Genomic DNA, 25,794 nt, shown 5'->3' on the forward strand with positions numbered 1-25,794 from the left:
CGCGGCTCAGGCGCTCGTCAGCACGTCGGCGATCAGCACGCGGTCGCCGGCCGCGGGCAGCACGGTCTCGACGCCGCGCTCGACGTTGTCGGTGTAGAGCAGGGTGGACGCGTCCGCGAACCCGTCCGCCAGCCGCAGTCCTCCGCCGACGAACTGGCTGCCGGTGACGCGGGCGTGGTTGATCCCCGTCCCGATGTCGAGGTGCGCCGCGCCCTTCGGCACCGTCGAGGTCACGCCGTTCACGCGCCAGGTGATGACCCCACCGGCCGCGCGGGTGAGCAGGGCTCCGTCCGCGCGCTCCGTGCCGAGCTCGACGCCGTCCAGCGTGACGAGCTGGTCGCGGGCCGCGGTCGCGGTCAGCCGCACGTCGCGCACCGAGCCGCCGCGGATGGTCAACCGGGAGGCGCCGATCTCGAAGGGCGCGGCCGCCGCCGGGCCGCTGAGGCGGCAGTCCACGAACTCGACCGGCCCAGACCCCCGCGCCTTCACGCCGTCGACCCCGGTGATGGTGCAGTCGACGAAGCGGACGGTGGCCGTGACCGGGGTCTGCACCAGCACCTGATCCTTGGGCAGCGCGAAGGTGGAGTCCTGGATGACGGTCGGCCGCGATGAGCGCTGCGACCGCTGTCCGATCGCCAGAAGTCCCGCGGTGCACCCTCGCACCTGCGCGCCGTCGGCGTTGATGGTCATGGTCGCCTGCGGATCGAAGGTCGAGCGGCCGATCACGCGCACGTTCTCCAGCGTCAGATCGGTGATCTTCGTGCCGGCGACGAACCACGAGCAGACGTGGTCGCGCACCGTGATGCGCTTGGCGGACGTGCCCCACTGCGCCCCGGAGTTGGCGATGTCCATGAGCCCGGAGTTGCCGATGAAGGTGAGGTCGTGCTCGTACTGCCCGTGCGTGGTGAAGGGGTTGCCGCCCTGGTCGTCGCCGTCGCCGTGGCAGTTCTCGACGAGGCAGTAGGCGCTGGCGGTGAGGTCGTTCAGGTGCCTGGCGTTCGACGACGTGCAGTCGCTCACCCGGCCGTAGAGGCTGTAGATCTGCTGCGTGAGGTAGCCCGCACCCCCGTAGAACACGGTCGGCGGGTTCTCGACTGAGCAGCGTTCCGTCGTGAAGTGCGTGTTCCAGCGCCGCATGATGACGGGCCACCAGGTGCGGCTCGCATGCACGTCGGCGACGTCGCAGTGGATCGCGTACTCGAACGCGATCGGGTGCGATCCGGTGAGCTCCCGCGAGTCGGGGAAGGAGCCGTCGGTCGGACCGTCGAAGGGTCCGGCGCCGAGGAACCGCATGTTCGCGATGCGGACGCCCGCGACCGGTTCCATCTGCCGCCAGCTGAGCTTGCGCCCCTTGTCCAGCGGCCACCCGTTGAGGTAGTCGATCCGGATGTGGTGCGCGTCGATCTGCTGCGTCACCTGCACGAACCGCTGCAGCTCGCGCTCATCCGCCCCGCCACCGGCGACGGGGTCGCACTGCACCGCCCACCAGGAGTCGACGGGGAAGCGCGACGCATCGGGCACGGCCACGGCGTCCGTCAGCTCGGGCCAGGCCTCGGCCAGCGCATGCTCGACCACGACGTCCTTCGACACTCCGGTGAAGAACATGACCGCCCCGAACGGGTTGTCGTGCGTGTTCTGCTCGATCCCGTCCGTCGTGAGGAGATGACCGCCGAAGTCGATCTCGAGGTGGGACCGCGTGAAGCGGTGCCGTCGCCGGAACAGCAGATCCGTGCTCGCCTGGATCCGTCGGATGCGGGGGTCGTTCACCATCGCGGCGAGCGCATCGTCGGCCGGCTTCTCCGGACCCGTGATGCCGAAGACCCGGAAGTCGACCGTCCCGTCGTGCTGCAGGATCCAGCGGGTGCCGTGCTTCCCGCCGATCACCGTGCCCCCGTTGGCTGCGAGCTCGCCGTCCTCGCTCCCCACGTACACGAGGAGTCCCGCGTCTCCGGGCTCCCGATAGCCGGCCACGATCGCGACCTCGCCGTCGCGCGCGCGGAGACGGGCCAGATCGGCGACGGACTCCGCTCGCGTGACGTCCTTGGCGCCGGTGGCGACGGGAGCGGCCTGCGCCGGTGCCGTGCTCGCGATCGCGCCGGCCGTGCCGAGGGCGACCGCCCCGAGTCCTGCCATGAGGGCGCGGCGACCGGAGGAGCGCACGCCCGTGGCCGCGTCCGGGGAGGTCGTCCCCGCAGGTGGATCCGTCGTGGTCGAGGTGTCGGTCATATCCACTCCTTCCGTCATCGCACCGTGGACGCCGCGTCCGCGGACAGCTGCACCTCGGCGGGAACCGTGAAGTCCGCGCGCCGGCTCAGCACGAAGGCGATGGTCGCGCCGAGGAGAGTGAGCGCCGCGATCAGGAGCAGTCCCCAGATCGCCGAGCCCGTGGTCTGGCTGATCCAGCCGATCGCGTAGGGGCCCGCGAAGCCGGCGAGGTTGCCGACCGAGTTGATGAACGCCAACCCGGCGGCGGCCGCAGTGCCCGTGAGCACCATGGGCGGGAGGCTCCAGAACAGGGGCGTCGTGGAGAACAGCGCCGACATGCCGATGCACAGGGCGATGAGCGCCAGGATCGGGGTGTCCTGCGCCGCGACCGCCGCCATCAGCGACAGAGCGGTGATGGTGAGCGTGATGCCGATCTGCAGCGGGATGTTGCCCTGCTTCCGCGCGGCGCGTTCCCACGGCAGCATCACGAGCGCCGCGCACAGGTTCGGCAAAGCGACGAGCCAGCCCGTGGTCGAGTTGGAGAAGTCGCCCATGCTCTTCACGATCGTCGGCAGCCACATGCCCAGTCCGTAGGCGCCGAACACGACGCCGAAGAAGAGCACGATGAGCGTCCACAGGCGACCGTTGCTGAACACCTCGCGCAGCCGCAGGCGCCCGTGCTTCTGCTCGGTGGCTGCGGTCTCGGCGGCCAGGGTGTCGCTGATCCAGCGCTGTTCCGCGCGATCGAGCCAACGCGCATCCTGCGGGCGGTCGGGAAGCCAGAAGAACACCACGAACGCGAGGAGCACGGCCGGAACGCCCTGCAGCAGGAACACGAGCTGCCAGCCGTCGAGCCCCCACAGTCCGTGCAGCTCGAGCATCCAGCCCGACAGCGGTGCAGCCACCGCGTTCGCGATCGGGTTCGAGAGCACGAACACCGCGAGCACCTGGGTGCGGTACTGCCGCGGGAACCAGAGCGTGAGATAGAGCAGCACACCGGGGAAGAACCCGGCCTCCGCGATGCCGAGGACGAAGCGGGCGATGGCGAACTGCGTCGCATCCTGCACGAACGCGGTGAGGGCGGCCACGATACCCCAGGAGATCATGATCCGCGCGATCCACTTGCGGGCGCCGAACCTCTCCAGCAGCAGATTGCTCGGCACTTCGAACAGCAAGTATCCGATGAAGAAGATGCCGGCGGCGAAGCCGAACGCGGCCTCCGTGATCTGCAGAGCGGCCGTCATCTCCAGCTTCGCGAAGCCGGCGTTGTTCCGGTCGATGTAGGCGACGAGGTAGAGCAGGCCGAGGAAGGGGCCGAGCCGCCAGATCGCCTTCTTCATGGCGGATGCGCCGACCTGGTCCGCGGTGCGGGTGTCGGGGGTGGTGCCGGTGCCGGACATGAAAACTCCTTCGTCGTCGCTCGAGGGGACCGCTTTGCTATAGCATGTAGCAAATGCCCCACGGTGTCCAGCGTTTGTGAAAATGCCATAGCATCGAGCGAACGATTCCGCCCGGCCGACAGGTGACACGCGCCGCGGATCGAGGAGGGCATACGGATGCGCAGCGTCTCGGATCAGAACATCGCCGAACAGGTCGCCGACGAGCTGCGCGCAGCCATCCATTCGGGAGAGCTCGCGCCGGGCGAGCGGCTGGTCGAGCGGAAGCTCGCGGATCGCCTCGGCGTCAGCCACATCCCGGTGCGGGAGGCCCTGACCCGACTGGCCGAAGAACGGCTGATCACGCGGGAACCCCGCCGCGGCGCCCGTGTCGCCGAGCTCACGGCGCAGGACCTCGAGGAGATCTCGAGCCTGCGGATCGTCCTCGAGCAGTTCATGGCCATCCGGGTGCAGGAACGGTGGAACGAGGAGTCCGCCGTGCGGCTCGGTGCGATCATCCAGGCGATGTCCGACGCGGCTCCCGGCGACATCGCCGAAGTGCTGCGACAGGACAGACTGTTCCACGAGACGCTCGCGGACCTCGCCGAACATCGCTTCCTCGACGAGCTCAGCGCGCAGCTGCGCGGCCGCATCACGGGCTTCATCCAGGCGGCGAACTCGGCCCTCGACCCCGCGGAGCAGGAGGAGCATGTGCGCAGCCATCAGCAGATCGTGGACGCCATCGCCAGCGGAGACCCCGACCAGGCCCGTGCCGTGATCGCGGAACATGTGACCAGAGCCGTGCAGCGCATCACGCCATCCTCCGCGGGGGAGTGACCCGCCGTGCCCGCGAAGACCATCATCCTCACCGGCGCCTCCGACGGCATCGGCGCGGCCGCCGCCCGCCAGCTCGCGGATTCGCCGCACCGTCTCCTCCTGGTCGGCCGCTCCGTCGAGAAGACCCGTGCCGTGGCCGAGGAGACCGGATCCGAGTGGTTCACTGCGGACTTCGCCCGCCTCGACGACGTGCGAACCCTGGCCGCGAGGATCGCCGACGCCGTGGGGGACACCGGCATCGACGTGCTGGCCAACAACGCCGGGGGCATCTTCGGCGACCGGACCCCGACCGTCGACGGGTTCGAGAAGACGATGCAGGTCAACCACCTGGCACCGTTCCTGCTCACGAACCTGCTGCTGCCCGCGCTGCTGCGGGCCGGCGGTGCCGTGATCAACACCTCGAGCGTCGCCCACCGCCTGTTCGGGCACATCGACGTGGACGACCTCGACAACGCGCGCCGCTTCAGCCCGAACAAGGCCTACGGCGACGCGAAACTCGCCAATGTGCTGTTCGCCGAGAGCCTGCATGAGAGGTTCCACGCGCAGGGGCTCAGTGCCGTGGCGTTCCACCCCGGCACCGTGCAGACCAACTTCGCCTCGGACTCCTCGAGCATCATGCGCCTCGTGTACCGGACTCCGTTGCGCCGCCTGCTGCTCATCGGCCCGGACAAGGGCGGTGCGACCCTGCGGTGGTTCATCGAGGGCACTCCGGGCGAGACCTGGATCTCGGGGGCGTACTACGACGAGCGCGCCCTCACCTCGCGCGTGAACCCGCAGGTGCACGACACCGCCCTCGCCGAGGCCCTCTGGCAGCGCAGCGCCGAGCTCGTCGGCATCCCCCTCTCCTAGCTCCCGCGCCCCCCGCACCCCGGCCGAGTGCACGGGCTCTCGCCGAGCGCACGGCTTCTTCACGTCGAGAAGCCGTGCACTCGTCAGGATCCCGTGCACTCGTACCAGGGAGAGGGACACGGGCGGGGGTCAGAGGGCGAGGTTGGCGGTGTCGACGACGCGAGCGCCCTCGGCGGGGAAAGCCGTGCGGGTGACGCCGGACTCCACGTTGGCGGAGTGCAGCAGCGTGGATGACGTGCCGAACGCGGCATCCGCCAGCTCGAGCGCTCCTCCCTCGAAGCGGTTGCCGACCGCACGGTAGTGGGTCGCGCCCTTCGTGATCGAGACGTGCGTGGCAGAACCCTCGGCGCGGAAGGTGCTGTCGCTCAGGGTCAGGTGCAGCTCGCCGTCGCCCGTCCTCGCGATGCCCGTCCCGCCCTTGATCGCCACGTCGGATCCGGACACCTCGACCGTCTGCCGCTCTGTCCGCGCGGCGACGATGCGCGCATTGCGGAGCGTCGACCCCTCGAACCGCAGTCGCTCGGAGGACGAGGTGACGGGGGCCGCGTCGTCGGCGCCGATCAGGGTCGAGCCGCGGAAGGTCACCGCACCCGCTCCGGTGATCTTCATCCCGCCCACCCGATCGAGCACGGTGTCGACGAACGTGACCGGTGTCTTCACCGTGGCGTTGGTGAGCTCGCCGGGAGCCACGAACGTGAAGTGCGAGTCGGCGATGATCGTCGGACGAGACGAGTTGTCGCTGGCCTGCGTGATGATGAGCGTGTCGGATGCGGTGCACCCCCGCAGCTGCGCGCCGTCCGCATTGATCCACAGCATCCCGGAGCCCGCGAGCGACGGCTTGCCGATGACCTGCACGTCTTCGAGGGTGAGGTCGGTGATGCGCACGCGCGCCACGAACCACGAGCACACGTGCTTGCGGACGGTGATGCGCTTGGCCGCCGAACCCCATGCCGCCCCGGAGTTCGCGAAGGTCATGAGGCCCGAGTTACCGGTGTAGGTGAGGTCGTGCTCGTACTGGCCGTGCGTGACGAACGGCCCCTGGTCGTCGCCGTCGCCGTGGCAGTTCTCGACGAGGCAGTAGGCGCTCGCGGTGAAGTCGTTCAGGTGCCGGGAGTTCGCGGTGTGGCAGTTGGCGACGTAGCCGTAGAGGCAGTAGATCTGCTGCGTCAGGTAGCCCGCTCCGCCCCAGGTGACCGACGTCGGGTTCTTCAGCGTGCAGCTCACGGTCGAGTAGTAGGTGTTCCAGCGGCGCTGGATGAGCGGCCAGAACGTGCCGGTGCCGTCGATGTGGTCGACGTCGCAGCGCACCGCGTATTCGAACGCCAGCGGGTGCGAGCCGGTGTACTCGTCGGTGCCCGTGCCGAGGAACTTCAGGTTCGACACCGTCACGTCCTGCACGGGCACGACCCGGCGCCAGGTCATGGTGCGGTCCTTGCCGAGCGGCCAGCCGTTCTTGTAGTTGATGCGGATGTGCGTGCCGTCGACGATCTGCGTCACCTGCACCATCCGCTGCAGCTCGCGCTCCCAGCGACCCGACAGCGCGTTCACCTCGGCGGCGTACCAGTCCCCGACCGCGAAGAACGAGGAGTCCGCCACGGGGAAGATGTCGCCGAGGTCGGGCACGACCTCGCCGAGCTTCGCCTCCTGCACGGCATCGGTCACCTCGCCGCGGAAGAACATGACCGCGGCGAACGGGTCGTCCTTCCCGGCGTTCTCGATCCCCTCGGTCGTCATGAGGTGACCGCCGAAGTCGAATGCGATGTTCGACCGCGTGAACTTGTGCCGGCGGACGAAGTTGAGGTCGCTGTGCGCTTCGACGCGGTGGATGCTCGGGTCGTTCACCATCGCGTCGAGGGCGTCGTCGGCGTTCACGCTCGCGTCCCGGATACCGAAGATCCGGAAGTCGAGGACGCCCTGGTGCACCAGCACCCAGGCCCCGCCCTTCGGAGCCGCGAGCACGGTGCCGCCGTTCGCGGCCGGCGCGTCCTTCTTCACGAAGCGGTAGAGCCCGTCGCCGCCGTCGCCCGCCGCGCCGTAGCCCGTGGTGCGGACCAGCTCCCCCTCTTTGCCCTTGCGCTGGGCGAGGTCGGTCGCGGTGCCGCCGACCGCGACGTCCTTGCCGCCCGAGGCGTCCTGGGATACGGCGGGCCCGGCCGCCTGGGCGGGCGCCGAGGCGGTCGCGGCGGCGACACCGCCGAGCGCTGCGGCGCCGAATCCGGCGAGCAGCATGCGCCTGCTGCGCAGGGCGGCAGTGGTCTCGGTGATCTCCTGCTGGGTCATGCTCATCCTCCTTGCGGCGCCTTCGCCGCGGTCAGGCGATCCGGCCGTCCGGCCGGCTCGCGGTTTCCGATCAGTCCCCAGTCCCCAGTGCCCTCCGAGCGGCTGCTCAGAAGTAGTCGCCCGCCGTGAAGTGGCGGATGCCGTCGAGTCGGGGCTCCCGTCGCAGCGGACGGGTCATCCCGGTGCGGTCGTGCTGTCGCACGGCGCCCGGCGCGAAGGCGTGCACGGCGGCCTCCTCCTCCGCGAGCGCGGGGGTGGCGAGGTCGCAGGACCGCACTCCGGCGGACGCCCAGTCCGCCGCGACGGCGCCGAGCAGGGCGCGACGCACCCCGACCGGATCGACCGCGTCCGGCAGCGCGGCGCTCTCGTGCAGCAGACCCACCCCGCCGCGCGCTTCGGCGATGGCATAGCCGACCACCGCAGCGTCCTCGATGTGCCGGTACAGCGTCGCGCCGCGCATCCGGACCTCCGCCATGGTCCAGTCGCGGTCGCTGCGCACGGGGGCGAGCACGAGGCGTTCCGACCGGGACCGCTCGTACACGTCGTGCACCGCGCCGAGACTGCCGAGACCCACGGACTCGCGGAGGATCGCCCCGGCAGCCGCCTCGACGACCGACGCCGTCGACCACGGCCCGACCAGTGTGCGGGACATCGCGAACGACGTGAAGCCGCTGGAGCGGTACACCTCGGGGGTGCCGGTGAACAGCAGCGCCCAGTCGGCCTCCCGGCCTGTTTCCAGCGATGCCGAGACGAGCCGGCGGGCGAGCCCTCTCCCCCGTGCGCGCTCCGCGACCGCGACGCTGCCGATCGCGTGCACGCTGGCCACGGCGCCGTCGGACTCCCGCAGCCGCTTCGGCAGCCCGTAGATCGAGCCGCACACGCCGTCGCCGTCCTCGGCCACGAGCGTGTGCGCCAGGCGGTCAGCGTCCACGAGCCACTGATCGGGGGCGAGCGGCGGGGTGAACGCTTCGGCCCACAGCACGGCCAGCGCGGACTGATCCTCCGCGCGCGCCGACCGCACGACGACGGCGGTCATGCCATCGAGGACAGCTGGGCGCGGTCGATGGTGTGCGCGAGCGGAGCCCCCACGACGAAGGCGTCGAGCTCGTCGGCGACGATCCGGCCCTGACGCAGCCGACCTTCGCGGGTGCCGGCCGCCCGGTGCGGGGTGAGCAGCACGCGCGGCGCCGACCGGAAAGGGTGATCCGCGGGCAGCGGCTCCTCGTCGAACACGTCGATCGCGGCACTGATCCGACGCGACCGCAGCTCCGCGATCAGCGCGGCCTCATCGACCAGCCAGGACCGCGCGGTGTTCACGAGCCCCGCGCCGTCGCGTATGAGCGCGAGCTCGCGGCGACCGATCAGGTGATGCGTCTCCGGCAGGGTCGGGGCGTGCACCGCGACGATCTGCGCGCGCCGCAGCGCTTCGTCGAGCGGGACGAGCTCAGCTCCGAGCGAGGTGGCCGCCTCCTCGTCGAGGGTCGGATCGACCAGCATCGGTGCGGCGCCGAGGGTGCGGATCAGTTCGAGGTAGCCGCGTCCGGTGCGCGAGGCGCCGATCACGGCGATGGGCGCTCCGAGGATCTCATGCTGCACGCCGACCGTCTCGGCGTCATACCAGCCGCCCCCCGTGCGCAGCGCGTCGTGCATCTCGGGCACCCGGTGCAGCAGCGCCAGGGTGAAGGTCAGCGACACCTCGGCGACCGACCGGGCCATCCCGGCTCCCGCCTGCGTGACGCGCACGCCGCGGTCGAACAGCGCATCGGTCGCGAAGGGTTTGATCGTCGCGCCGGTGTGCGCGACGAGCTCCAGCTTCGGCAGCGTGGCGAGCACCGCCTCGTCGAAGGGACCGACGCCCCAGCTCGTGATGACGACGCGCGCCTCCTCCAGCGCGGCGTCCGCGAGCCGGTCGACGCGCACGAACGCCCCACCCAGAGCCGCGGCCGCCGCCCGCAGCCGCTCCGTGTCCTCGGCGGTGAAGAACTCCGCGAAGAGCTCCGCCGAGACGACCGCGACCACGGTCGGAGCGCTCGTCCCGCCGCTCATCGCAGCCAGGCCTCGAGGTTCTCGGCGATGAAGGCGTCGTCGTTCAGGGCCGGGTAGGCGCGGCGCACCCGCGTGATCTCGTCGGCCTGCCCCGGCGAGAGCCCTTCCCCGGGGTCGAGGCACCACGTGCCCTCGAGCAGCCCCTGCTGGCGGAGCATCTCGTGCACGCCCGCGATCACGCCGTGGAAGTCGTTGCCCGGATCGAACACGGCCTGATTCACGTCGACCATGTCCGAGGCGAGCAGTCCGACCTCGCGGTAGGCCTCCGCGTCTCCCGCCATCGCCCGATGCGCCCGCTCAAGCAGCGCGACCGCCGCCCGCGTGCCGACCGCCCACTGGCCGAGCAGCCCGCCGACGAAGCGCAGCGTGCGGGGGCCGGACGGGGAGTCGACGTGGAACTCCGAGAGCAGGTCGGCGACGATCGCATCGTCGTTGCCCGTGTAGAGGGCGATCTCGTCGGCCCGACCCGAGGCGGCCACGCCGCGGACGAGTTCGAGCGTGCGGTACCGGTCGAACGGGGCGGCCTTCACGGCGACGACCGAGGGGATCGCGGCGAACTCCCGCCAGAACTCCCGGTCGAGCACGGGCCCGCCGATCGCGGTCTGCAGGTAGAAGCCGACCAGCGGAAGCACTTCGCCGACGGCCCTGGCGCGCTCGAGCAGGGCCTTCTCGTCCGCACCGGCGACGCGCGGGCTCACGAGCACGGCGTCGTAGCCGAGCGAGCGGGCGAGTTCCGCCTCGGCGACGGCCTGCGCGGTGTCACCGGCCACCCCGGCGATGCGCACGAGGCTCGGGTCGTCGCGGGCGTCCATCTCCTCCGCGGCGAGCGCGAGCACGGGCTCGAACAGCGCGTGCTCGGGGTCGCGGATCTCGAACTGCGTCGTGTGCACGCCGACGGCCAGTCCGCCGGCACCCGCGTCGAGGTAGTAGCGGGACAGCGCGCGCTGGCGGCGCTCGTCGAGCGTGCGGTCGGCGGTGAGGGCGAGGGGGTGCGCGGGGATCACGGCGCCGCGGGCGAGGGTGGCGGCTGCAGGGCGGCGCAGGGTCGGCACCGTGGCGATGCGCGCGGCGGCGTCGGCCATCAGAACTTCCCGTCCCGCACGGCCCACTTGGTGGGCTTCGCGATCATCGGCAGCCCGTCGCGGATCCATCCGGCCTGCATGTGGATGAGCTCCTCGGCCGAGACGGACGGGTAGCCGAACAGCGCCATGCAGCGGCGGGCGTCACTGAGCAGTGCGGTGGGCTGCTCCTCGTCGACGATCGTGACCTCGCGGCCGAACACGCTGCCGAAGCGCCGCGCGATCGAGGCGACGCTCAGCAGCTCGGGGCCGGTGAGGTTGATCACGAACGGGTCGGTGGAGGCGTGCACGAGGCTGCGCAGCACGACCTCGTTCGCGTAGCCCTGCCAGATCACGTTGACGTTGGCGGTGGCGACGGAGACGGGCTCCCCCGCATGCACCGCGCTGCCGATGTCGGCGAGCACGCCGTAGCGCAGGTCGACCGCGTAGTTCAGGCGGATGATCGCGACCTTGGTGCCGCGCTCCTGTGCGCCGAACTCGAACACGCGCTCGCGGCCGAGGCACGACTGCGCGTACTCGCCGATCGGCGCGGGTTGCACCTCTTCGGAGGCGCCTCCGGACGACGCAGGCAGGAAGGGATAGACGTTGCCGGTCGACAGCACCGAGATCGCACTGTCGCGGTAGCGGCGGGCGACGCGGTCGGGCAGGGCGGCGTTGACCTCCCATGCCCAGGAGGCGTTGGTCGCGGCGCCGAACTTCGCGCCGACCATGAACACGACGTTGGGGGCGTCGGGCAGCGTGGAGAAGTCGTCGTTCTCGATCAGGTCGAACGGGACGACCGTCACGCCCGCAGCCTCCAGGCGCTCGCGGATGGCGGCGTCGCCGAAGCGGGAGACCGCGTACACCGCGTCGTCGGCGCGCCCCGCGGCGTCCATCCCGCGACGGGCGAGCATCGCCAGCGTCGGGCCCATCTTCCCGCCGGCTCCGAGGATCACGAGGTCTCCGGAACCGCGAGCGAGGTCGGCGATGAGGCCGTCGCTCGGCGTGGCCAGTGCCTCCTCGAGCTCCGCCTCGGAGGTGAATGCGTGCTGAGTCATGTGGTGCTTTCCCTTCTTCTCAGCCCTTGATCCCTGTGCCCGTCACACCCTCCTGCACGTACCGCTGAGCGATGAGATACGCGAGGAAGATGGGCAGCAGAGCGACGACGGATCCGGCGAGCATGGTGCTCAGCGGCACGTTCTGCTGCTGGAGCGACGAGATGCCCACGGTGAGGGTGAACATCGAGTTCGACTTGGCGATGATGAGCGGCCACAGGAAGTCGTTCCAGTGCCAGAGGAAGACGAAGATGCCCAGCGTCGCGAGGATCGGCTTGCACAGCGGCAGCACGATCCGCAGGAAGATGCGGAACTCGCCGGCGCCGTCGATGCGGGCGGCCTCGAACAGCTCGTCCGGCAGCCCCTGGATGAACTGGCGCATCAGGAACACGGCCTGCGCGTTCGCGAGCGTCGGCAGGATCAGTCCCCAGTACGTGTCGATGCCGCCCAGGTTCGCCATGAGGATGAACGTCGGGATCAGCGTCACGTGGAACGGCACCATGACCATCGCCAGGAACGACCAGAACATGACCTCCTTGCCGCGGAAGCGCTTCTTGGCGAAGGCGTATCCGGCGAGCGCGGAGAGGAACAGCACGGCCACGACCGACACGAGCGAGTAGACGAGCGTGTTGAACAGCCAGCCCAGGATGTTCTGCCCGCCGAGCACCTGCTCGTACGACTCGAAGGAGATGTCCGTCCAGGGCAGCAGCGAGCCGGGCAGCTCCACGACCATGCCGGGCTTCAGGCTGAGGACGACCATGGCGTAGAACGGGAAGAAGCTCAGGATGCCGGCGATGCTCAGCCAGATCCACCGCAGGACGATGCCGCCGCGGGTGGGTTCGAGCGCCCGGAAGGAGCGGTTCCGACGGGCGGCCGGCTTCGCGGTCGCCGGCGGGGTCTGCGTAGGCGGCTGGATCAGGGCGGTCATTTCTGCTTTCCGATCACGAGGCGCTGGATGAGGGCGACCACGAGGGTCATGATGAACAGGGCGACGCCGACGGCGGCCGCATAGCCGTAGTCGAAGTAGCGGAAGCCCTGGTCGTACAGCAGGTAGACGAGCGAGTAGCTGGCGTTGGCCGGGCCGCCCTGGGTCATCACGTAGATGACGTCGAAGACCTGGAAGGCGGCGGTCGTCTCGATCACCGCGAGGAAGAAGAACGTGGGGCGCAGGTAGGGGAAGATGATCCACCGGAAGCGCTGCCAGGCGTTGGCGCCGTCGACGAGCGCGGCCTCCTCGAGCTCGCGGGGCACATCCTGCAGCGCGGCGATGATGATCATCATGCCGTAGCCGAAGCGCGACCAGACGCCGACCACGACGATCGCCGGGATGACCAGGACGGTGCTGCCGAGCCAGGAGCCGCCGAGTCCGAGAGGCGCCATGAGCGCGGACCAGGGTCCGTTCGCGGAGAAGATCCACACGAAGATCGAGCCGGCGAGCACCAGCGACGTGATGACGGGCAGGAAGAAGATCGACCGGAAGAAGCGCGCGCCGCGGAAGGCGCGGCGCACCCCGAGGGCCATCACGGTGGACAGCACGAGGGCGATCGGCACGGCCAGCACGGTGTAGATCACGGTGGTGCCGAGGGCGCGCCAGAACAGCGGGTCGGCGACGAGGCGCTGGAAGTGGTCGAGCCCGCGCCAGGCGATCTCGCCGGAGATGTCGTAGTCGAAGAAGCTCAGCGCGACGCCGGCGATGCTCGGGCCGAAGCGGAAGGCGATGAAGAGCAGGAAGGCGGGGAGCACGAACAGGAAGGCCACGCGGGCTTCCCGTCGGGCGAGAACCCGGGTGACGCGCCCTGCGGGCTTCGGCGCCGTTGTGGCCGTCGTCATTGTCGATTCCTCACGTCGGGAGCGGAGAGAGACGGGGGGCGTGCGACGGCTCATCGCACGCCCCGGGGTGGTGCTTACTTCTGGACCAGCGGAGCCGCGGCAGCCGCGGCGTCCTTCAGCGCATCGGCCGGGGACTTCTGTCCCAGCAGCGCCGCCTGGATCTCGGGGGCGAGCACGCCCATCAGCGCACGGGAGCTGCTGCTGAGCTCGCCGACGGTGGTGTCGGGCACGTACTTCTCGACCTCGCCGAGCAGCGGGTCGTCCGCGTACAGCGGCTCGGTGGTGCTCAGCGCCGAGAAGTAGCCTGCGGCGGTGAGGTAGGGCTCGACGACGTCGGCACTGGTGGCGAACTCGGCGAACTTCGCCGCGGCGTCCTGCGCCTTGGAGCCCTTGAGCACCGACAGCGAGCCGACGGTGCCGTACGCGACGGACTCCTTGTCGGTGAGCGGTGCGAGCACCTTGACGTTCTCCTCGCCCCAGAACGGCGCGACCTCGGTCACGGCGTTGTTCCAGGTGCAGGCGACCTTGCCCTGGGCGATCGCGGTCTGCTCGAGCGGGACGTTGGTGGTCAGCGCCTCGGGGTCGAGCGCGCCGGACTTCGCGAGATCGGTGATGAAGGTGAGCGCCTCGTCGCCGGCCTTGCTGTCGAAGCCGACCTGGCCCTCGTCGTCGTAGACCTGGCCACCGGCCTGCCACAGCAGCGGGTAGAAGGTCAGGTTGAGGGTGTTCTCGGCGGAGGCCGGGTAGTTCAGCACGTACATGTCGGCGGCGGTGAACTTCGGCGCGATGTCGACGATGTCGTCCCAGGTCTCGGGATACTCGGTGACGCCGGCGGCCTCGAACGCCGCGGCGTTGCAGATGAGGGGCTGGGCGCTGGTGAGGATCGGCGCACCGAGGATGTCGCCGTCGATCGTGACCGAGTCCTTGACGTTCGGGAGCAGATCGTCCTGACGCTCCTGGCTGAGCAGGTCGTTCAGGGGTGCGATCGACTTCTGGTACGCCGCGAGCTGGTCGGGGATCAGGTAGACGACGTCGGGGCCCTTGCCGGCGGCGATGGCCGTCTGCAGCGCCTCGTCGCGGTTCGCCCACGGGAAGATCTCGTACTTGACGTTGACGTTCTCGTTCTCCTTCTCGAACTCCGCGATCGTGGAGTCCCAGAAGTCCTTGTGCACCGCCTCGTCGGCGATGACGGGGTAGAGCCAGACCGTGATGTCCTGCTCACCCTCTGCGGTGTTGCCTCCGCCGGCCGAACATCCGGCCAACAGGGTGGCGGCCGCGAATCCCGCGACGACGCCGGTGATCTTGCTGACGCGCATGGTGCTCCTTTGCTTATACCGTGCTGAGTACGGTTCATTATGACACTGCAATGGGATAATTCGTCAAGTACAAGTTCGCAGACCTGTGTTTCAGGCGTGTTTCCCGTTCGTCAACATCAAAGCTTGATCTGAGAATTCGGTGTGCTAATTTGATCGCACCCGACGACGGAGAGGAAGGAGGACCGCACATGGCCGTGACCGGTCCGCTCTCGATCGTCGCGCGATCCGCGCTCCAGCTGCGTGACGGCGGCCCCGCGACCGTCAACGAGCTGGCCCGCTCGCTCGAGATCTCGCGCACCTCCGTGGAGAACGCGGTCGCCGCCCTCGGCGAGTCCGGCCTGGTCGTCGACGCCCCCGCGCAGAACGGCGGCGGAGCGGGGCGCCCGGCCCGGCGCTACTCGCTCCACGCCGGCGCAGGAACCGTCGTGGGTGTGGACATCGGCGTCGCGAGCGTGCGCGTCGTGCTCGCCGACCTCGCCGGTCTCGTGATCGCGCAGCGCAGCTACCCCGGCGTCGCCCAGCACGCGGACGGCGCCTCCAAGCTCGCCGCGGTCATCGACGACGTGCGGCGGACACTCGCCGAGGTCTCGATCCCCGCCTCGCGCGTCCGTGCCGTCGGCGTCTCCCTCCCCGGCATCGTCGACGACGCGGGCCGCGTCACCACGTCCGTCGTCATCCCCGAGTGGTCGGGGATCGACATCGGCTCGCAGCTGCGGCAGGCGTTCGGATGCCCCGTCGCCGTCGACAACGGCGTTCGTCTGGCAGCCGTCGCGGAACACCATCTGGGCGTCGCGCAGCTGGTCGATGACGTCATCTACCTCTCGGTCGGCAACCGCATCGCGATGGGCCTGATCCTCGGCGGCCGTCCGCGCCGGGGCATCCACAACGCCGCGGGAGACATCGGGCGCCTCGCATTCCGCGGGCTGAACACCGAGACAGGGCAGATCTCCTGGCGCACGGCGCCGACCGCCGCCGAGGTCTTCGCGAAGGCGCGCGGCGGAGATCCGGAGGCGCAACACGAACTCGACGGCTTCATCGACGAGCTCGCGCACGGCATCGCGACCCTCACCATGACGGTGGACCCGGCGATGATCGTGATCGGCGGCGGTCTCTCCGCCGCCCACGAGCAGCTGCTCGACCCGCTGCGCGTCGCGCTTCCAGGACACCTGGGCCTCCCGTTCCAGGTGCCGGTCGCCGAAGCGCGCCTGGGGGCCGAGGCCGCAGCCCACGGGGCGGTCGTACACGCGTTCCAGCGCCACGCCGCCGAGATCTACGGCATCGAGGACATGCCAGCCCCGCCGATCACCCCGCTGCCGCATGAGCCCGCGACAGCGGATCACGCCGAGGGCGACGACACCGAGGAGAAGAAGTGAGCACGTTGAAGGTCGGACTCATCGGCGCGGGCGGGATCTCCCGCGTGCACGCCGACGCCTGGCGGGCGCTCGGCGCGCAGGGGTACGTCACCTCCCTCGCCGGGGCGGAGGAGATCGCCGAGGAGTACGGTTTCGAGCTCGTGACCGACGTCGACGCCCTCATCGAGCTGGTCGACATCGTCGACATCGTCACCCCGAGCAGCACGCACGCCGACTTCGCCCTGCGGGCCATCCGACGAGGACGCGACGTGATCTGCGAGAAGCCGCTCGCCGCGACCGCCGAGGCCGCCACGGAGGTCGCGCAGGCCGCAGCCGACGCCGGCGTGCGCCTCTTCCCCGCGCACGTGGTGCGCTACATGGGCGAGTACGCGCAGATCAAAGCAGGCATCGAGGCGGGACGCATCGGCACCCTCGCCGTGCAGCGCTTCAGCCGCGCCGGGTCCGCACCGCAGACGCCCTGGTTCTTCTCGGAGCGTGCGGGCGGAGGCGTGATCCGCGACCTGATGATCCACGACATCGACCAGGCCGTGTGGTTCGCCGGCCCCGTCGCGTCCGTCTACGCGGTGCAGAATCCGCCGACGGTCGACGACCGCGTGCCCGCCCCTGTCACCGCGCACGTGGTGCTGACCCACCGCAACGGCGTCATCAGCCACCTGCACGCCAGCTGGGTCGCGCCGGGCATGCCGTTCCGGACCAGCGTCGAGGCCGCCGGCTCCGAAGGACGCCTGCGCTACGACAGCGCCGAGGACAACGCCCTGCGCACCGACGCCGTCGTACCCGAGGGCGACACCGACTACCTGCCGCCGATGTCCCCGGAAGAGAGCCCCTACTACGCGGAGATCGCGGACTTCGTCGCGGCGCTCCGCGACGGACGGGAGGCCAGGGTCAGCCCGGCCGACGGGATCGAGGCGGTCGCGGTCGCCGAAGCCGCCTACGCCTCGATCGCCGGCGGCGCTCCGGTCGATCTGCCGACGACCGTGTCGCACTCCCTCGTCGATGCCGAGGAGGCCGCCCGATGAACGCCCCCGCCCCGCTGCGCATCGCCGTGCTGTCGTTCGCGCACACGCACGCCCTCAGCTACGTGCATGCACTGAAGCAGATGCCGGGGGTCGAGCTGATCGCCGCCGACCCCGACGGCTCCACCGCCCCGGACGACGCTCCGCGCGGTGCGGCGCTCGCGGCCGAGCTCGGCGTCGCCTACGTCGAGACCTATGACGAGGCCTTCTCCTGGAAACCGGATGCCGTCGTCATCGCCGCGGAGAACTCACGACACCGCGGCCTCGTCGAGCGCGCGGCCGCCGCTGGCGTGCATGTGCTGTGCGAGAAGCCGCTGGCGACCACCGTCGAGGATGCGATCGCGATGCGCGAGGCCTGCGAACGCGCGGGCGTGATCCTCATGGTCGCCTATCCCGTGCGGTTCTCGCCCGTGGTCCGCGACGCGATCGCCGAACTGCGCAGCGGTCGACTCGGCCGCATCCTGGGCGTCACCGGCATCAACAACGGCAAGCTGCCCCAGGACCGCGCGTGGTTCACCGACCCTGCGCTCGCCGGCGGCGGTGCGCTGGTCGATCACGTCGTGCACTGCGCCGACCTGCTCGACGAGCTGCTGGGCGAGCGGGCGCAGTCCGTGCGCGCGGTGTCGAACAGCATCCTGCACGCGCAGCAGGAGCTGGCTGTGGAGACGGGCGGACTCGTCACGATCCAGTACCCCAGCGGCGTGGTCGCGACCATCGACTGCTCGTGGAGCTGGCCGCTGAGCTCCGCGACCTGGGGCGGCGTCACGCTGCAGGTGGTCGCCGAGCGCGGCACCGTCACCGTCAGCCCCTTCGCGAAGGGCGTCGCCGGACACGATGCGCACGGCGAGACCTGGAACCCGGTCGGCGCCGACCTCGACGCCCTGCTGCTCGAGGAGTTCGTGCGTGCTCTGCGCGAGAAGCGTCAGCCGCAGCCTGATGCGGGCGTCGGGATCCGCACGGTCGAGATCGTCAAGGCCGCGCAGGCGTCCGCCGCGCGCGGAGGCGACGTCGTCGTCCTCTGACCAGACAGTCTCCTGAGCGAGCGCGAAGGGAGCCGTCAGCAGACGGGAGTATGCTGGGGCGTCGGGCCTTTCGGCCCGCACGAGTCCCGAAAGGCGGTGATGGCGATGTCCGACGATAGTAACGACGCCGCCCTCGCTGCGTCGCGACTCCCTGCGCTCTCGCGTTGACCCTTCGGTCCGCGACCGCACGTCCTGCTCCGCAGCCGTCGGCGGCGTCCTCCGCCCCCTGACGAATCCCGCGCACGGCGCTCTCCGCTGCCGTGCGCCTGCGAGAACGGAGCCGCATCATGGCGCTCATCGACAACGGCGTGTACGTCCACGGACGTCGCGTGGAGACCCCCAAGAACCTGGACGAGACCTACCGGATGCTGGATGCCGCCGGCGGCATCGCCTGGATCGGGCTCTACCGACCCAGTCCCGAAGAGGTCGCATCCGTCGCGCGGGAGTTCGATCTGCATCCGCTCGCGGTCGAGGACGCGCTCTCCGGGCACCAGCGCTCGAAGGTGGAGCGCTACGGCGACACCCTCTTCGCGGTGCTGCGCCCGGCGCGCTATCGCGACAAGGAGGAGTCGATCGAGTTCGGCGAGCTGCACCTGTTCGTCGGCCCCGACTTCGTGGTGACGATCCGGCACGCCGAGTCGCCGAACCTCGCCGCCGTGCGCGCCCGCATGGAGGCGCACCCCGAACTTCTCGCGATGGGACCGGAGGCCGTGCTCTACGCGATCCTCGATGAGGTCGTCGACGGGTACGAGCCGATCGTGGCCGGACTGCTGAACGACATCGACGAGATCGAGGATCAGCTGTTCGGCGACGGAGACGACGACAGCGCGCTCTCCCGGCGCATCTACGAGCTCTCCCGCGAGGTCATCAACTTCCAGCGGGCGGTGCACCCGCTGAACGGGATGCTGGAGTGGCTGCGTCGCGGGTCGGAGAAGTACCGCATCGATGAGGAGCTGCAGCGCTCGCTGCGCGACGTGCTCGACCACACGATCCGCGTCAACGAGCGGGTCGACTCGTTCCGGGCGATCCTCGAGAACGCGCTGACCGTGCACTCCGCGCTCGTCGCCCGACGGCAGACCGAAGCCGGGTTGGCGCAGAACGACGAGATCAAGAAGATCTCGTCGTGGGCGGCCATCATCTTCGCCCCGACGCTGGTCGGCACGGTGTACGGGATGAACTTCGATGTGATGCCCGAGCTGCACTGGGCCTTCGGCTACCCGATGGCCATCGGCGCGATGCTCGCCTTCGCGATCGGCCTGTTCGGAGTGTTCAAGTACAAGAGGTGGCTCTGACCCTCGCCGCCCTCGCGCCGGCCAGCGCGAGATCAGGCCATCGCGCCGCATCAGGCAGTTTCCCCACACGGGCGCCTGATCCGGCGCGATGGCCTGATCCGGCTGCCACTCACTTGGAGCGCTGATCGGCCTCAGCCGCGCGCCGCACGCGGCGATGGACCTCGCGGATCGCCCCGGCGACGAAGGCCCCGACGACGCCGCCGACGGTGTTCCAGACGATGTCCTGCCCATCGGGGACCCGACCGGGGATCAGCGCCTGGCCGTTCTCGATGGCGAAGGAGACGACGAAGACGAACACCGGGGTCAAGGGCCACAGGCCTCGCGGCAGCAGCAGCGCCAGCGTCGCGCCGAGCGGAACGAAGAGGATCAGGTTGAGAGCGCCCTCCACCTGGACATGGGTCAGGGAGGCCAGGAGCGAAGCACTGACCATGTGGGCGAGATCCATGAAGGCGGAACGGGCGGGCGCGACCAGCTGACGAGGCGCCAGCGTGACTCCGATCACGGCCAGGGCGGAGATGCCGGCGAGGAGCAGCCGAGGAACGAGAGTGCGTCGGGCGAGAGTCGTATCGGTCATGCCTCCAGTTCAGCGGAGCCGATGTTGCGGGAGGGTATGCATCCCGCACGCCTCCGCGCGATGGTCAGAGATTTCATACACGGACGCAACATCCGCCTTCCTAGCGTCGAGCGCATGAAGTCACTCAGATTCATCGTGTCCGTTCTGCTGGCCGTGGCCCTGCTCTTCGCAGGCACCGCGCCGGCGCTCGCCATCAGCGACGGAGAGGAGGGGAGCGAGCCCTACCCGTTCATGGGCGCCTACAAGCCCGGCTACCCGATGCCGCCCGGCGCCGGGGGCAATGGATGCGGGGTCACACTCATCGATCCGCACTGGGGGATCACCGCGGGCCATTGCCTGAAGAACAACCTGGCCCATGCCGACTCTCCCGTCGGCTGGACCGTGCAGTTCGGATCGCCCGACGTCACGAAGGGCGGCGAGGTCGCCGAGGTCAGCCGCTTCTTCCGCGCCGCGGACCTGGGGGAGCTCCCGTACGACAAGGACGTGATGCTGCTGCGGTTCGATACCGCCGTCTCGCAGCAGCCGATCCCCCTGGTGACAGAGGAACCGGCCGTCGGCACCCCCGGGCGCATCCTCGGGTGGGGGAACACCGCGACCGAGCAACCCGCCGTGTATCCGAAGACGTTGCAGGAGGCGGATGTGGAGGTGCTGGACCCGACGACCTGCCCGAATTCGGGCGAGATCCTGATCTGCGTCGGTGGAGGCATCGCCAAGGCCGGCAACGCGGATTCAGGTGGCCCGCTGCTCGTGCGTCACGGTGAGGGCTGGGCGCTCGCGGGCCTGCTCGTCGGACCTGAGGAGCCGAATCCGAAGGCCGCCGGCACGTACACCGACGTGACCAGATACGCGGACTGGATCCGCACGGTCATGGCCACGCACGAATCGATCCCTGATGATGAGATCGACATGGGGACAGGAGGGTTCCCCTCGTTCCCGGACTGCGAATCCTCGATCGTGCGGACAACCGCGTCGCAGGACGACGACTCCGCGCTTCTCCTCACGAACGGTCACTGCGTCCCGAACCTCGACCCGAGCATGAAGATGCCCGAGCACGGCGCCACGATCGTGAACAAGAAGGTCGATGCGCCGCTCGCCTTCGCTGACGCGAGCGGTTACGGCATGACCGAGACGCGGATCAACCGGCTGCTGTTCGCCACGATGACGGGCACGGATCTCGCGCTGTACCGCCTCGACGCCTCGTACTCCCAGCTGGAGCAGAAGGGCGTGCCGGTGTTGCGTGTGGCCAGCACACCGCCGAAGACCGGCGACACGGTGACGCTCATGGCCACCGATCCCCTCCTGGGCGGGCCGCGCGGGTGCACGGTCGAAGCCGTCGTCCCCACTCTGCGCGAGGGCGGCTACGAGCAGCACGACTCGCTGCGGATGGCGCAGGCCGAGAGATGCATGTCGCAACCCGGCTATTCCGGGGCCGCGCTCGTCGCCGCCGATGGCACGACCATCGTCGGCGTCAACAACACGAGCAACCACGACGGCAAGAAGTGCGAGATCGACAACCCGTGCGAGGTGAGCGCGGACGGCGAGACCAAGATCTATCGCGAGCGCCCCTACGGACAGCAGATCGTGGAACTCAACGACTGCGTCGCTGCGGGATCCGTGCTGGATCTGGACGCCGATGGCTGCGACCTCGCCGCCGACACCGACCCACCGGCGATCGGTGCCGGATACGTCCTCGGTGCCGTGATCCTCGTCGTCGGCGGGGCGGTGGTCGTCTGGATCATCGTCACGCGGTCGGGGACCAGGTCGCGACGGAACGCCATGGATCCGGCGGCCACCTCGGACGACCGCTGACGCGACGGAAGGCCCCCTTCGCGCGAAGGGGGCCTTCCCGGTTCCGGCGGCGCTACTTCACGGTGATGACGGGGAACGGCGGGTCGTCGGTCCCGGCGCGGACGGGGATCTGCAGCTGCGCCTTCTGCGTCGAGTCGAGCGTGAGCGTCCACCGGAGTCCGCGGTCGGTCCGCTCGATCTCGCCGACCGAGGGCGTCGGCAGCGGGAAGTGCTCGTATGCGGAGAGGTCGATGTCCACCGTGCCGGCACCTGCGGAGGCTCCCGCGTTCGTGAGGTCCACGCGGACGAGCGTGTCGTCCTGCGGCCCCGACTGCGGGGAGATCTGCACGGAGTAGGAGAGCGCCGATGCGGTGTGCACGGCGAACGGGACGGGGGCCGTCAGCGCGGAGGCGTCCTCTCCGGCGACGGTGCGCGCCGTCACCTGATATCGCCCCTGCGGAAGCGGTGCCGTCGCGGTCCAGCGCCCGTCCTCCCCGACGCGGATGAACCGCAGGTACGGGGTGAGCTCGCCGTCGGCGACGCGAACGCGGACGAGGGTGCCGGGGACGCCGGTGCCGGTGATGCGCGTGCTGTTCGCGTACGTCGTCGAGTCGGGGCGCGGCGTGAGCACCGTCGGAGCAGCCGGAGAGGCGCGGATGACGATGGGGGCGGATGCGCTGCCGGCGACGAGCGTCGCCGCGCCGATCGGAGCGTCGTCCGGGACGTCGAAGACGGTGGCGAATCGGCCGGCGTCGTCCGTCTGCACCCGCTGGGTCAGGGCGCCGATGCGCAGCTCGACCGTGCTGTTCGCCGGATGGCCGCTTCCACTGACGCGGAAGGGCTGGCCGGTGAGGGCGATCCTCGAGTACACGCCCACGGCAGGAGCAGGTGTGCCGGTGCCCGCATCGAGGAGCCCGGCGCCGACCAGGTCGGACCCCGCCCCGGAGAGCGGGTCAGCGGTCTCGGTGATGCGCCGCGTCACCCCCTCCGGCGTGAGAGCCGGGTCCTCGGAGAGGATGCGCGCGGCGAGGCCGGCCACATGCGGCGAGGCCATCGACGTGCCGGGGAAGGAGGCGTAGATGGACCCGTCCGCCTGGCGCGGCACCGCGGACCACACGATTCCGGGCGCGGCGACCGTGACCTTGCCGACGCCGAAGTTCGAGAACCCCGCGCGGATCAGAGCCCCCGTGGTCTCGTCCTGGTCGACAGCGGCGACGGAGATGACGTCCGGCAGTCCGGCAGGAGCCTGCAGGCACGACGAGGTCACCGGTCGCGGCTGCGCCTCCCCGTCGTCCGGGCTCATCACATCGGTCGTCACGGCCGCCAGGTCCTGGCCCTCGTTCCCCACCGCGGCGACGTTGAGCACCCCCTGCTCGCGGGAGTAAGCATAGGCGCGACGCAGCGCTTCGAGGGCGGCGGCCTGCGTGTCGGCGTCCGCGCACCACAGGTACCACGGGTCGACGAAGTAGCTGTGGTTCACGATCGGGATGCGGTGCTGGGCGGCCCACATCGTCGCGCAGATGCTGGCCTCGGGGTAGATGAAGCCGGACTGGTTGTCGACCTTGATCGCCGCGACGCGCGCTTCGGGGGCGACGCCGCGGATGCCGCTGCCGTTCGCCGCTCCCGCGACGCTGCCGGCGACGTGGGTGCCGTGCGCCCCGCCCAGACCGGCCCCCGGACGCCACGCCTCCGGACGCGTGTCGGGGACGCCGTTGACGCCGCACCCCACCGACAGGGACGGGTCGATCCGGTCGGCGAGGTCGGGGTGCCCCGCGTCGACGCCGCTGTCGGCGATCCCGACCACGACTCCCTTCCCGGATGCGGTGGTCGCGCCGATGGCGACCGTGTCCCAGGCCGTGCCCTCGGCAGGCATCGAAGCGGGCTCCGTCGTGGCACCGGCCGCGGAGTCTCCGGGCTCCGGGAGGACGTCGGGCGTGGTCGCGGTGCGCGTGGGGCCGACCGACTGCACCCAGGACAGCTTCCGCAGTTCCGCGCCGAAGCCACCCTCCGGCGCTCGAGCGACCGTGACGCCGATCTCCGGGTACGAGATCAGCATCGTGCCGCCGGCGTCCGCGATGGCCGCCGCCACCGTGTCGGTGCTCGTGCGTCCCGGCGCGGTGTTGACCACCCAGTTCAGGGCGGCCTCTCCTTCGGCGGGAGCGGCGGCGGCGGGGAGGGCCGTCAGCGGGGCGCTCAACCCGAGGACGGCTCCGACGGCGAGGACGGCACAGGTGCTGCGGACGATCGTGCGACGGGTCATTCGGCTCTGCCTTTCGGGAACGCGCGACGGAACACCGTCGGATCGAGGACTCTCTGCCAACAGGAGCGGAGATCCTCGGGACGGTTACGCGCGTCCGGGAAGGCGGAGCTCAGTCCTCGTCAGGACCGCTGATCCGGTCGAGCAGCTCGTCGAGGCTGTCGACCTCGATCGTCTCGATGCCGTCGAGGTCCCGGACCTCGACACCGTCGACCTCGAGGTCCTCGTCGAGCTGCACCAGGATCCGCGAGTCGGGGAACTGCTTCGGGGCGAGGAACGCCAGGAGCACGGCATCCGCGAACACCACGACCGACGTGGCCTCGAGGTCGTCGCGCAGCGCGGTCTGCTCGGCCACGGGCTCGTCGTCGACCGCGTCCTCGATGTCATCCACGATCTCGTCGATGATCGTGCGCCACCGCGACTCGCTCACCGACAGCACGCGCGAGACCGCGGCCACCAGCGCGTCGGGGTCCACATCGTCTTCGTGGTCCTCCAGTTCCGGGTCGACGTTCACGTTCACGGCCGTGCCGGCGGCGTCGATGATCGCCCGGCCGTAGACGAGGTCGTTCTCCGCGACGGGTTCTTCGAGCAGTCCGCTCTCGACGATGCGGGCCAGGAGGGTGTCGAGTGCAGGCGATGTCATACCTCCAGTCTTTCGCATCCCTCCCCGCAAGGGGCGGGTCCCGTGGATCCAGCGCCCCCGCGGGATCAGGCACTCTCGTGGATCCGGCGGCGCGCGGGATCAGGCGCTCCCGCGGGATCAGGCGCTTGCGCGCGGGAACTGCCTGATTCGGGCGGATCGCCTGATGCGGCGGGGCCGCGTGACCCTGCGGGAGCAGGCGGAAGGGCCGGGCACCCCGAGGAGTGCCCGGCCCTTCGCCCTCCGAGCGTCAGTCCGTCGTGGCGACGTCGACCGAGGTGACGGTGTGCTCCGCACCGTCCGCCGTGACAGAGGTGATGGTGAAGACCCCGGAGTCGGGCAGTCCCCCGCCGCCCGCCTCGGTATCCAGGTCCCCGTTCCAGGCGGCCAGCCAGATGCCGTCCTTGAGCTGCGTCTCGACGACTCTTCCCGTGCTGGTCGTGATCGTGACCGCCGTCACGTCGTCCCCCGCCTGACCGACGGCGTTGAGGCGTCCGACACCGACGAAGTCGAAGTCGCTGCCGGCGACCCACGGCCCGAGCGAGGTGACGTCACCGGGGGCGACGTCGACCAGGTCCGCGTGACCGGAGACGGCGACCGCACCGTCCACGGTCTGCGTGATCTCGACGCCGTCGGCGCTCTTGGACACCGCGATGGTCCAGGCGTCGTGCGTCGCCTCGACGGTCGGAGCGGCGGACGTCGAAGCGCTCGAGGGGGGCGTGGACGCGGGGATCTCGTCCGCCGACGCGGCCTGAGCGGCGAGTGCGACGCCACCGAAGGCGACCGCGACGCCCAAGGACGCCACGAGGAGCGCCTGGGACGCGCGACCGGGAAGGGACTGCTGTGCGGTGCCGGGCTGAGCCGGGCCCCTGTTCATCTCGTTCATACCCTCGACGCTACGGAGCGACCGGGGTCCAGAGCATCCGTCTGGGGAGGTAACATGCTACATCTTCCGGAGGATGTCGCCGTGTGCAGGCGCG

21 protein-coding genes are annotated in these 25,794 nt (G+C 70.3%); 7 read left to right on the forward strand and 14 right to left on the reverse strand.

Annotation, left to right across the window (positions count from 1 at the left end):
* Positions 1 to 6: 6 nt before the first annotated feature.
* Positions 7 to 2,226: a DUF4148 domain-containing protein gene (locus tag F6A08_RS00325; protein WP_225855680.1), complete on the reverse strand. Its 2,220-nt coding sequence runs from the start codon at positions 2,224 to 2,226 to the stop codon at positions 7 to 9.
* 14 nt (positions 2,227 to 2,240) lie between these two features.
* Positions 2,241 to 3,605, reverse strand: a complete 1,365-nt coding sequence (locus tag F6A08_RS00330) for an MFS transporter (protein WP_124894544.1) — start codon at positions 3,603 to 3,605, stop codon at positions 2,241 to 2,243.
* 156 nt (positions 3,606 to 3,761) lie between these two features.
* On the opposite strand from F6A08_RS00330, the gene F6A08_RS00335 reads away from it, so the two are divergent.
* Both F6A08_RS00335 and F6A08_RS00340 read left to right on the forward strand, forming a co-directional pair.
* On the forward strand, positions 3,762 to 4,418 hold the full coding sequence (locus tag F6A08_RS00335; RefSeq protein ID WP_151458282.1) for a GntR family transcriptional regulator: 657 nt from the start codon (positions 3,762 to 3,764) through the stop codon (positions 4,416 to 4,418).
* A gap of 6 nt (positions 4,419 to 4,424) precedes the next feature.
* Positions 4,425 to 5,267, forward strand: a complete 843-nt coding sequence (locus tag F6A08_RS00340) for an SDR family NAD(P)-dependent oxidoreductase (protein ID WP_151458283.1) — start codon at positions 4,425 to 4,427, stop codon at positions 5,265 to 5,267.
* Between the two features lie 129 nt (positions 5,268 to 5,396).
* Here the strand turns inward: F6A08_RS00340 and F6A08_RS00345 are convergent, their stop codons facing one another.
* From F6A08_RS00345 to F6A08_RS00380, 8 genes are all read right to left on the reverse strand, one after another.
* Positions 5,397 to 7,547, reverse strand: a complete 2,151-nt coding sequence (locus F6A08_RS00345) for a peptidase C14 (RefSeq protein ID WP_151458284.1) — start codon at positions 7,545 to 7,547, stop codon at positions 5,397 to 5,399.
* A 106-nt stretch (positions 7,548 to 7,653) separates the two neighbouring features.
* Positions 7,654 to 8,583, reverse strand: a complete 930-nt coding sequence (locus tag F6A08_RS00350) for a GNAT family N-acetyltransferase (protein ID WP_151458285.1) — start codon at positions 8,581 to 8,583, stop codon at positions 7,654 to 7,656.
* Positions 8,580 to 9,593 (reverse strand): hydroxyacid dehydrogenase, encoded by a 1,014-nt coding sequence (locus F6A08_RS00355; RefSeq protein WP_151458286.1) that lies wholly within the window; start codon positions 9,591 to 9,593, stop codon positions 8,580 to 8,582. The genes F6A08_RS00350 and F6A08_RS00355 overlap by 4 nt, the downstream gene beginning before the upstream one ends.
* On the reverse strand, positions 9,590 to 10,675 hold the full coding sequence (locus F6A08_RS00360) for a dihydrodipicolinate synthase family protein (protein ID WP_151458287.1): 1,086 nt from the start codon (positions 10,673 to 10,675) through the stop codon (positions 9,590 to 9,592). Before F6A08_RS00360 ends, F6A08_RS00355 begins: the two co-directional genes overlap by 4 nt.
* Entirely contained in the window at positions 10,675 to 11,709 is a 1,035-nt protein-coding gene (locus F6A08_RS00365) for an NAD-dependent epimerase/dehydratase family protein (RefSeq protein WP_151458288.1), read from the reverse strand. The genes F6A08_RS00360 and F6A08_RS00365 overlap by 1 nt, the downstream gene beginning before the upstream one ends.
* A gap of 19 nt (positions 11,710 to 11,728) precedes the next feature.
* The gene (locus F6A08_RS00370) at positions 11,729 to 12,634 is read right to left on the reverse strand and encodes a carbohydrate ABC transporter permease (protein ID WP_017202996.1); all 906 of its coding nucleotides are present in this window, start codon (positions 12,632 to 12,634) and stop codon (positions 11,729 to 11,731) included.
* The gene (locus F6A08_RS00375; protein WP_017202997.1) at positions 12,631 to 13,536 is read right to left on the reverse strand and encodes a carbohydrate ABC transporter permease; all 906 of its coding nucleotides are present in this window, start codon (positions 13,534 to 13,536) and stop codon (positions 12,631 to 12,633) included. The genes F6A08_RS00370 and F6A08_RS00375 overlap by 4 nt, the downstream gene beginning before the upstream one ends.
* A 74-nt stretch (positions 13,537 to 13,610) precedes the next feature.
* Positions 13,611 to 14,852 (reverse strand): ABC transporter substrate-binding protein, encoded by a 1,242-nt coding sequence (locus F6A08_RS00380; RefSeq protein ID WP_017202998.1) that lies wholly within the window; start codon positions 14,850 to 14,852, stop codon positions 13,611 to 13,613.
* Between the two features lie 188 nt (positions 14,853 to 15,040).
* Between F6A08_RS00380 and F6A08_RS00385 the strand changes: the two genes are divergently transcribed.
* The 4 genes from F6A08_RS00385 to F6A08_RS00400 all read left to right on the forward strand — a co-directional run bounded on the left by F6A08_RS00385 (position 15,041) and on the right by F6A08_RS00400 (position 19,555).
* A complete protein-coding gene (locus tag F6A08_RS00385) occupies positions 15,041 to 16,225 on the forward strand; it encodes an ROK family transcriptional regulator (protein WP_151458289.1) in 1,185 nt (394 codons plus the stop codon).
* Positions 16,222 to 17,244, forward strand: a complete 1,023-nt coding sequence (locus F6A08_RS00390; RefSeq protein ID WP_151458290.1) for a Gfo/Idh/MocA family protein — start codon at positions 16,222 to 16,224, stop codon at positions 17,242 to 17,244. The genes F6A08_RS00385 and F6A08_RS00390 overlap by 4 nt, the downstream gene beginning before the upstream one ends.
* The gene (locus F6A08_RS00395) at positions 17,241 to 18,263 is read left to right on the forward strand and encodes a Gfo/Idh/MocA family protein (RefSeq protein ID WP_151458291.1); all 1,023 of its coding nucleotides are present in this window, start codon (positions 17,241 to 17,243) and stop codon (positions 18,261 to 18,263) included. The genes F6A08_RS00390 and F6A08_RS00395 overlap by 4 nt, the downstream gene beginning before the upstream one ends.
* A gap of 287 nt (positions 18,264 to 18,550) precedes the next feature.
* A complete protein-coding gene (locus tag F6A08_RS00400) occupies positions 18,551 to 19,555 on the forward strand; it encodes a magnesium and cobalt transport protein CorA (protein ID WP_017203002.1) in 1,005 nt (334 codons plus the stop codon).
* 109 nt (positions 19,556 to 19,664) lie between these two features.
* Here F6A08_RS00400 and F6A08_RS00405 read toward each other — a convergent pair whose 3' ends face one another.
* Positions 19,665 to 20,129, reverse strand: a complete 465-nt coding sequence (locus F6A08_RS00405; protein ID WP_151458292.1) for a VanZ family protein — start codon at positions 20,127 to 20,129, stop codon at positions 19,665 to 19,667.
* Between the two features lie 114 nt (positions 20,130 to 20,243).
* On the opposite strand from F6A08_RS00405, the gene F6A08_RS00410 reads away from it, so the two are divergent.
* Positions 20,244 to 21,938 (forward strand): trypsin-like serine protease, encoded by a 1,695-nt coding sequence (locus F6A08_RS00410; protein WP_192576651.1) that lies wholly within the window; start codon positions 20,244 to 20,246, stop codon positions 21,936 to 21,938.
* A 52-nt stretch (positions 21,939 to 21,990) separates the two neighbouring features.
* Here the strand turns inward: F6A08_RS00410 and F6A08_RS00415 are convergent, their stop codons facing one another.
* From F6A08_RS00415 to F6A08_RS00425, 3 genes are all read right to left on the reverse strand, one after another.
* Positions 21,991 to 24,177, reverse strand: a complete 2,187-nt coding sequence (locus F6A08_RS00415; RefSeq protein ID WP_151458294.1) for a S8 family peptidase — start codon at positions 24,175 to 24,177, stop codon at positions 21,991 to 21,993.
* Positions 24,178 to 24,286: 109 nt separating this feature from the next.
* Positions 24,287 to 24,817 (reverse strand): cytochrome C5, encoded by a 531-nt coding sequence (locus F6A08_RS00420; protein ID WP_124894531.1) that lies wholly within the window; start codon positions 24,815 to 24,817, stop codon positions 24,287 to 24,289.
* Between the two features lie 247 nt (positions 24,818 to 25,064).
* Entirely contained in the window at positions 25,065 to 25,700 is a 636-nt protein-coding gene (locus F6A08_RS00425) for a hypothetical protein (RefSeq protein WP_151458295.1), read from the reverse strand.
* Positions 25,701 to 25,794: the final 94 nt, after the last annotated feature.

Source organism: Microbacterium algeriense, from assembly GCF_008868005.1.
GTDB classification, from domain to species: domain Bacteria; phylum Actinomycetota; class Actinomycetes; order Actinomycetales; family Microbacteriaceae; genus Microbacterium; species Microbacterium algeriense.

Bases quoted from the DNA above. Each gene is read 5' to 3' on its own strand.
- F6A08_RS00325 (WP_225855680.1), bottom strand. From the start codon at position 2,226: ATGACCGACACCTCGACCACGACGGATCCACCTGCGGGGACGACCTCC.
- F6A08_RS00400 (WP_017203002.1), top strand. From the start codon at position 18,551: ATGGCGCTCATCGACAACGGCGTGTACGTCCACGGACGTCGCGTGGAG.
- F6A08_RS00355 (WP_151458286.1), bottom strand. From the start codon at position 9,593: ATGAGCGGCGGGACGAGCGCTCCGACCGTGGTCGCGGTCGTCTCGGCG.
- F6A08_RS00405 (WP_151458292.1), bottom strand. From the start codon at position 20,129: ATGACCGATACGACTCTCGCCCGACGCACTCTCGTTCCTCGGCTGCTC.
- F6A08_RS00425 (WP_151458295.1), bottom strand. From the start codon at position 25,700: ATGAACGAGATGAACAGGGGCCCGGCTCAGCCCGGCACCGCACAGCAG.
- F6A08_RS00345 (WP_151458284.1), bottom strand. From the start codon at position 7,547: ATGACCCAGCAGGAGATCACCGAGACCACTGCCGCCCTGCGCAGCAGG.
- F6A08_RS00385 (WP_151458289.1), top strand. From the start codon at position 15,041: ATGGCCGTGACCGGTCCGCTCTCGATCGTCGCGCGATCCGCGCTCCAG.
- F6A08_RS00380 (WP_017202998.1), bottom strand. From the start codon at position 14,852: ATGCGCGTCAGCAAGATCACCGGCGTCGTCGCGGGATTCGCGGCCGCC.
- F6A08_RS00360 (WP_151458287.1), bottom strand. From the start codon at position 10,675: ATGGCCGACGCCGCCGCGCGCATCGCCACGGTGCCGACCCTGCGCCGC.
- F6A08_RS00370 (WP_017202996.1), bottom strand. From the start codon at position 12,634: ATGACCGCCCTGATCCAGCCGCCTACGCAGACCCCGCCGGCGACCGCG.
- F6A08_RS00410 (WP_192576651.1), top strand. From the start codon at position 20,244: ATGAAGTCACTCAGATTCATCGTGTCCGTTCTGCTGGCCGTGGCCCTG.
- F6A08_RS00365 (WP_151458288.1), bottom strand. From the start codon at position 11,709: ATGACTCAGCACGCATTCACCTCCGAGGCGGAGCTCGAGGAGGCACTG.
- F6A08_RS00330 (WP_124894544.1), bottom strand. From the start codon at position 3,605: ATGTCCGGCACCGGCACCACCCCCGACACCCGCACCGCGGACCAGGTC.
- F6A08_RS00335 (WP_151458282.1), top strand. From the start codon at position 3,762: ATGCGCAGCGTCTCGGATCAGAACATCGCCGAACAGGTCGCCGACGAG.
- F6A08_RS00420 (WP_124894531.1), bottom strand. From the start codon at position 24,817: ATGACATCGCCTGCACTCGACACCCTCCTGGCCCGCATCGTCGAGAGC.
- F6A08_RS00375 (WP_017202997.1), bottom strand. From the start codon at position 13,536: ATGACGACGGCCACAACGGCGCCGAAGCCCGCAGGGCGCGTCACCCGG.
- F6A08_RS00395 (WP_151458291.1), top strand. From the start codon at position 17,241: ATGAACGCCCCCGCCCCGCTGCGCATCGCCGTGCTGTCGTTCGCGCAC.
- F6A08_RS00350 (WP_151458285.1), bottom strand. From the start codon at position 8,583: ATGACCGCCGTCGTCGTGCGGTCGGCGCGCGCGGAGGATCAGTCCGCG.
- F6A08_RS00415 (WP_151458294.1), bottom strand. From the start codon at position 24,177: ATGACCCGTCGCACGATCGTCCGCAGCACCTGTGCCGTCCTCGCCGTC.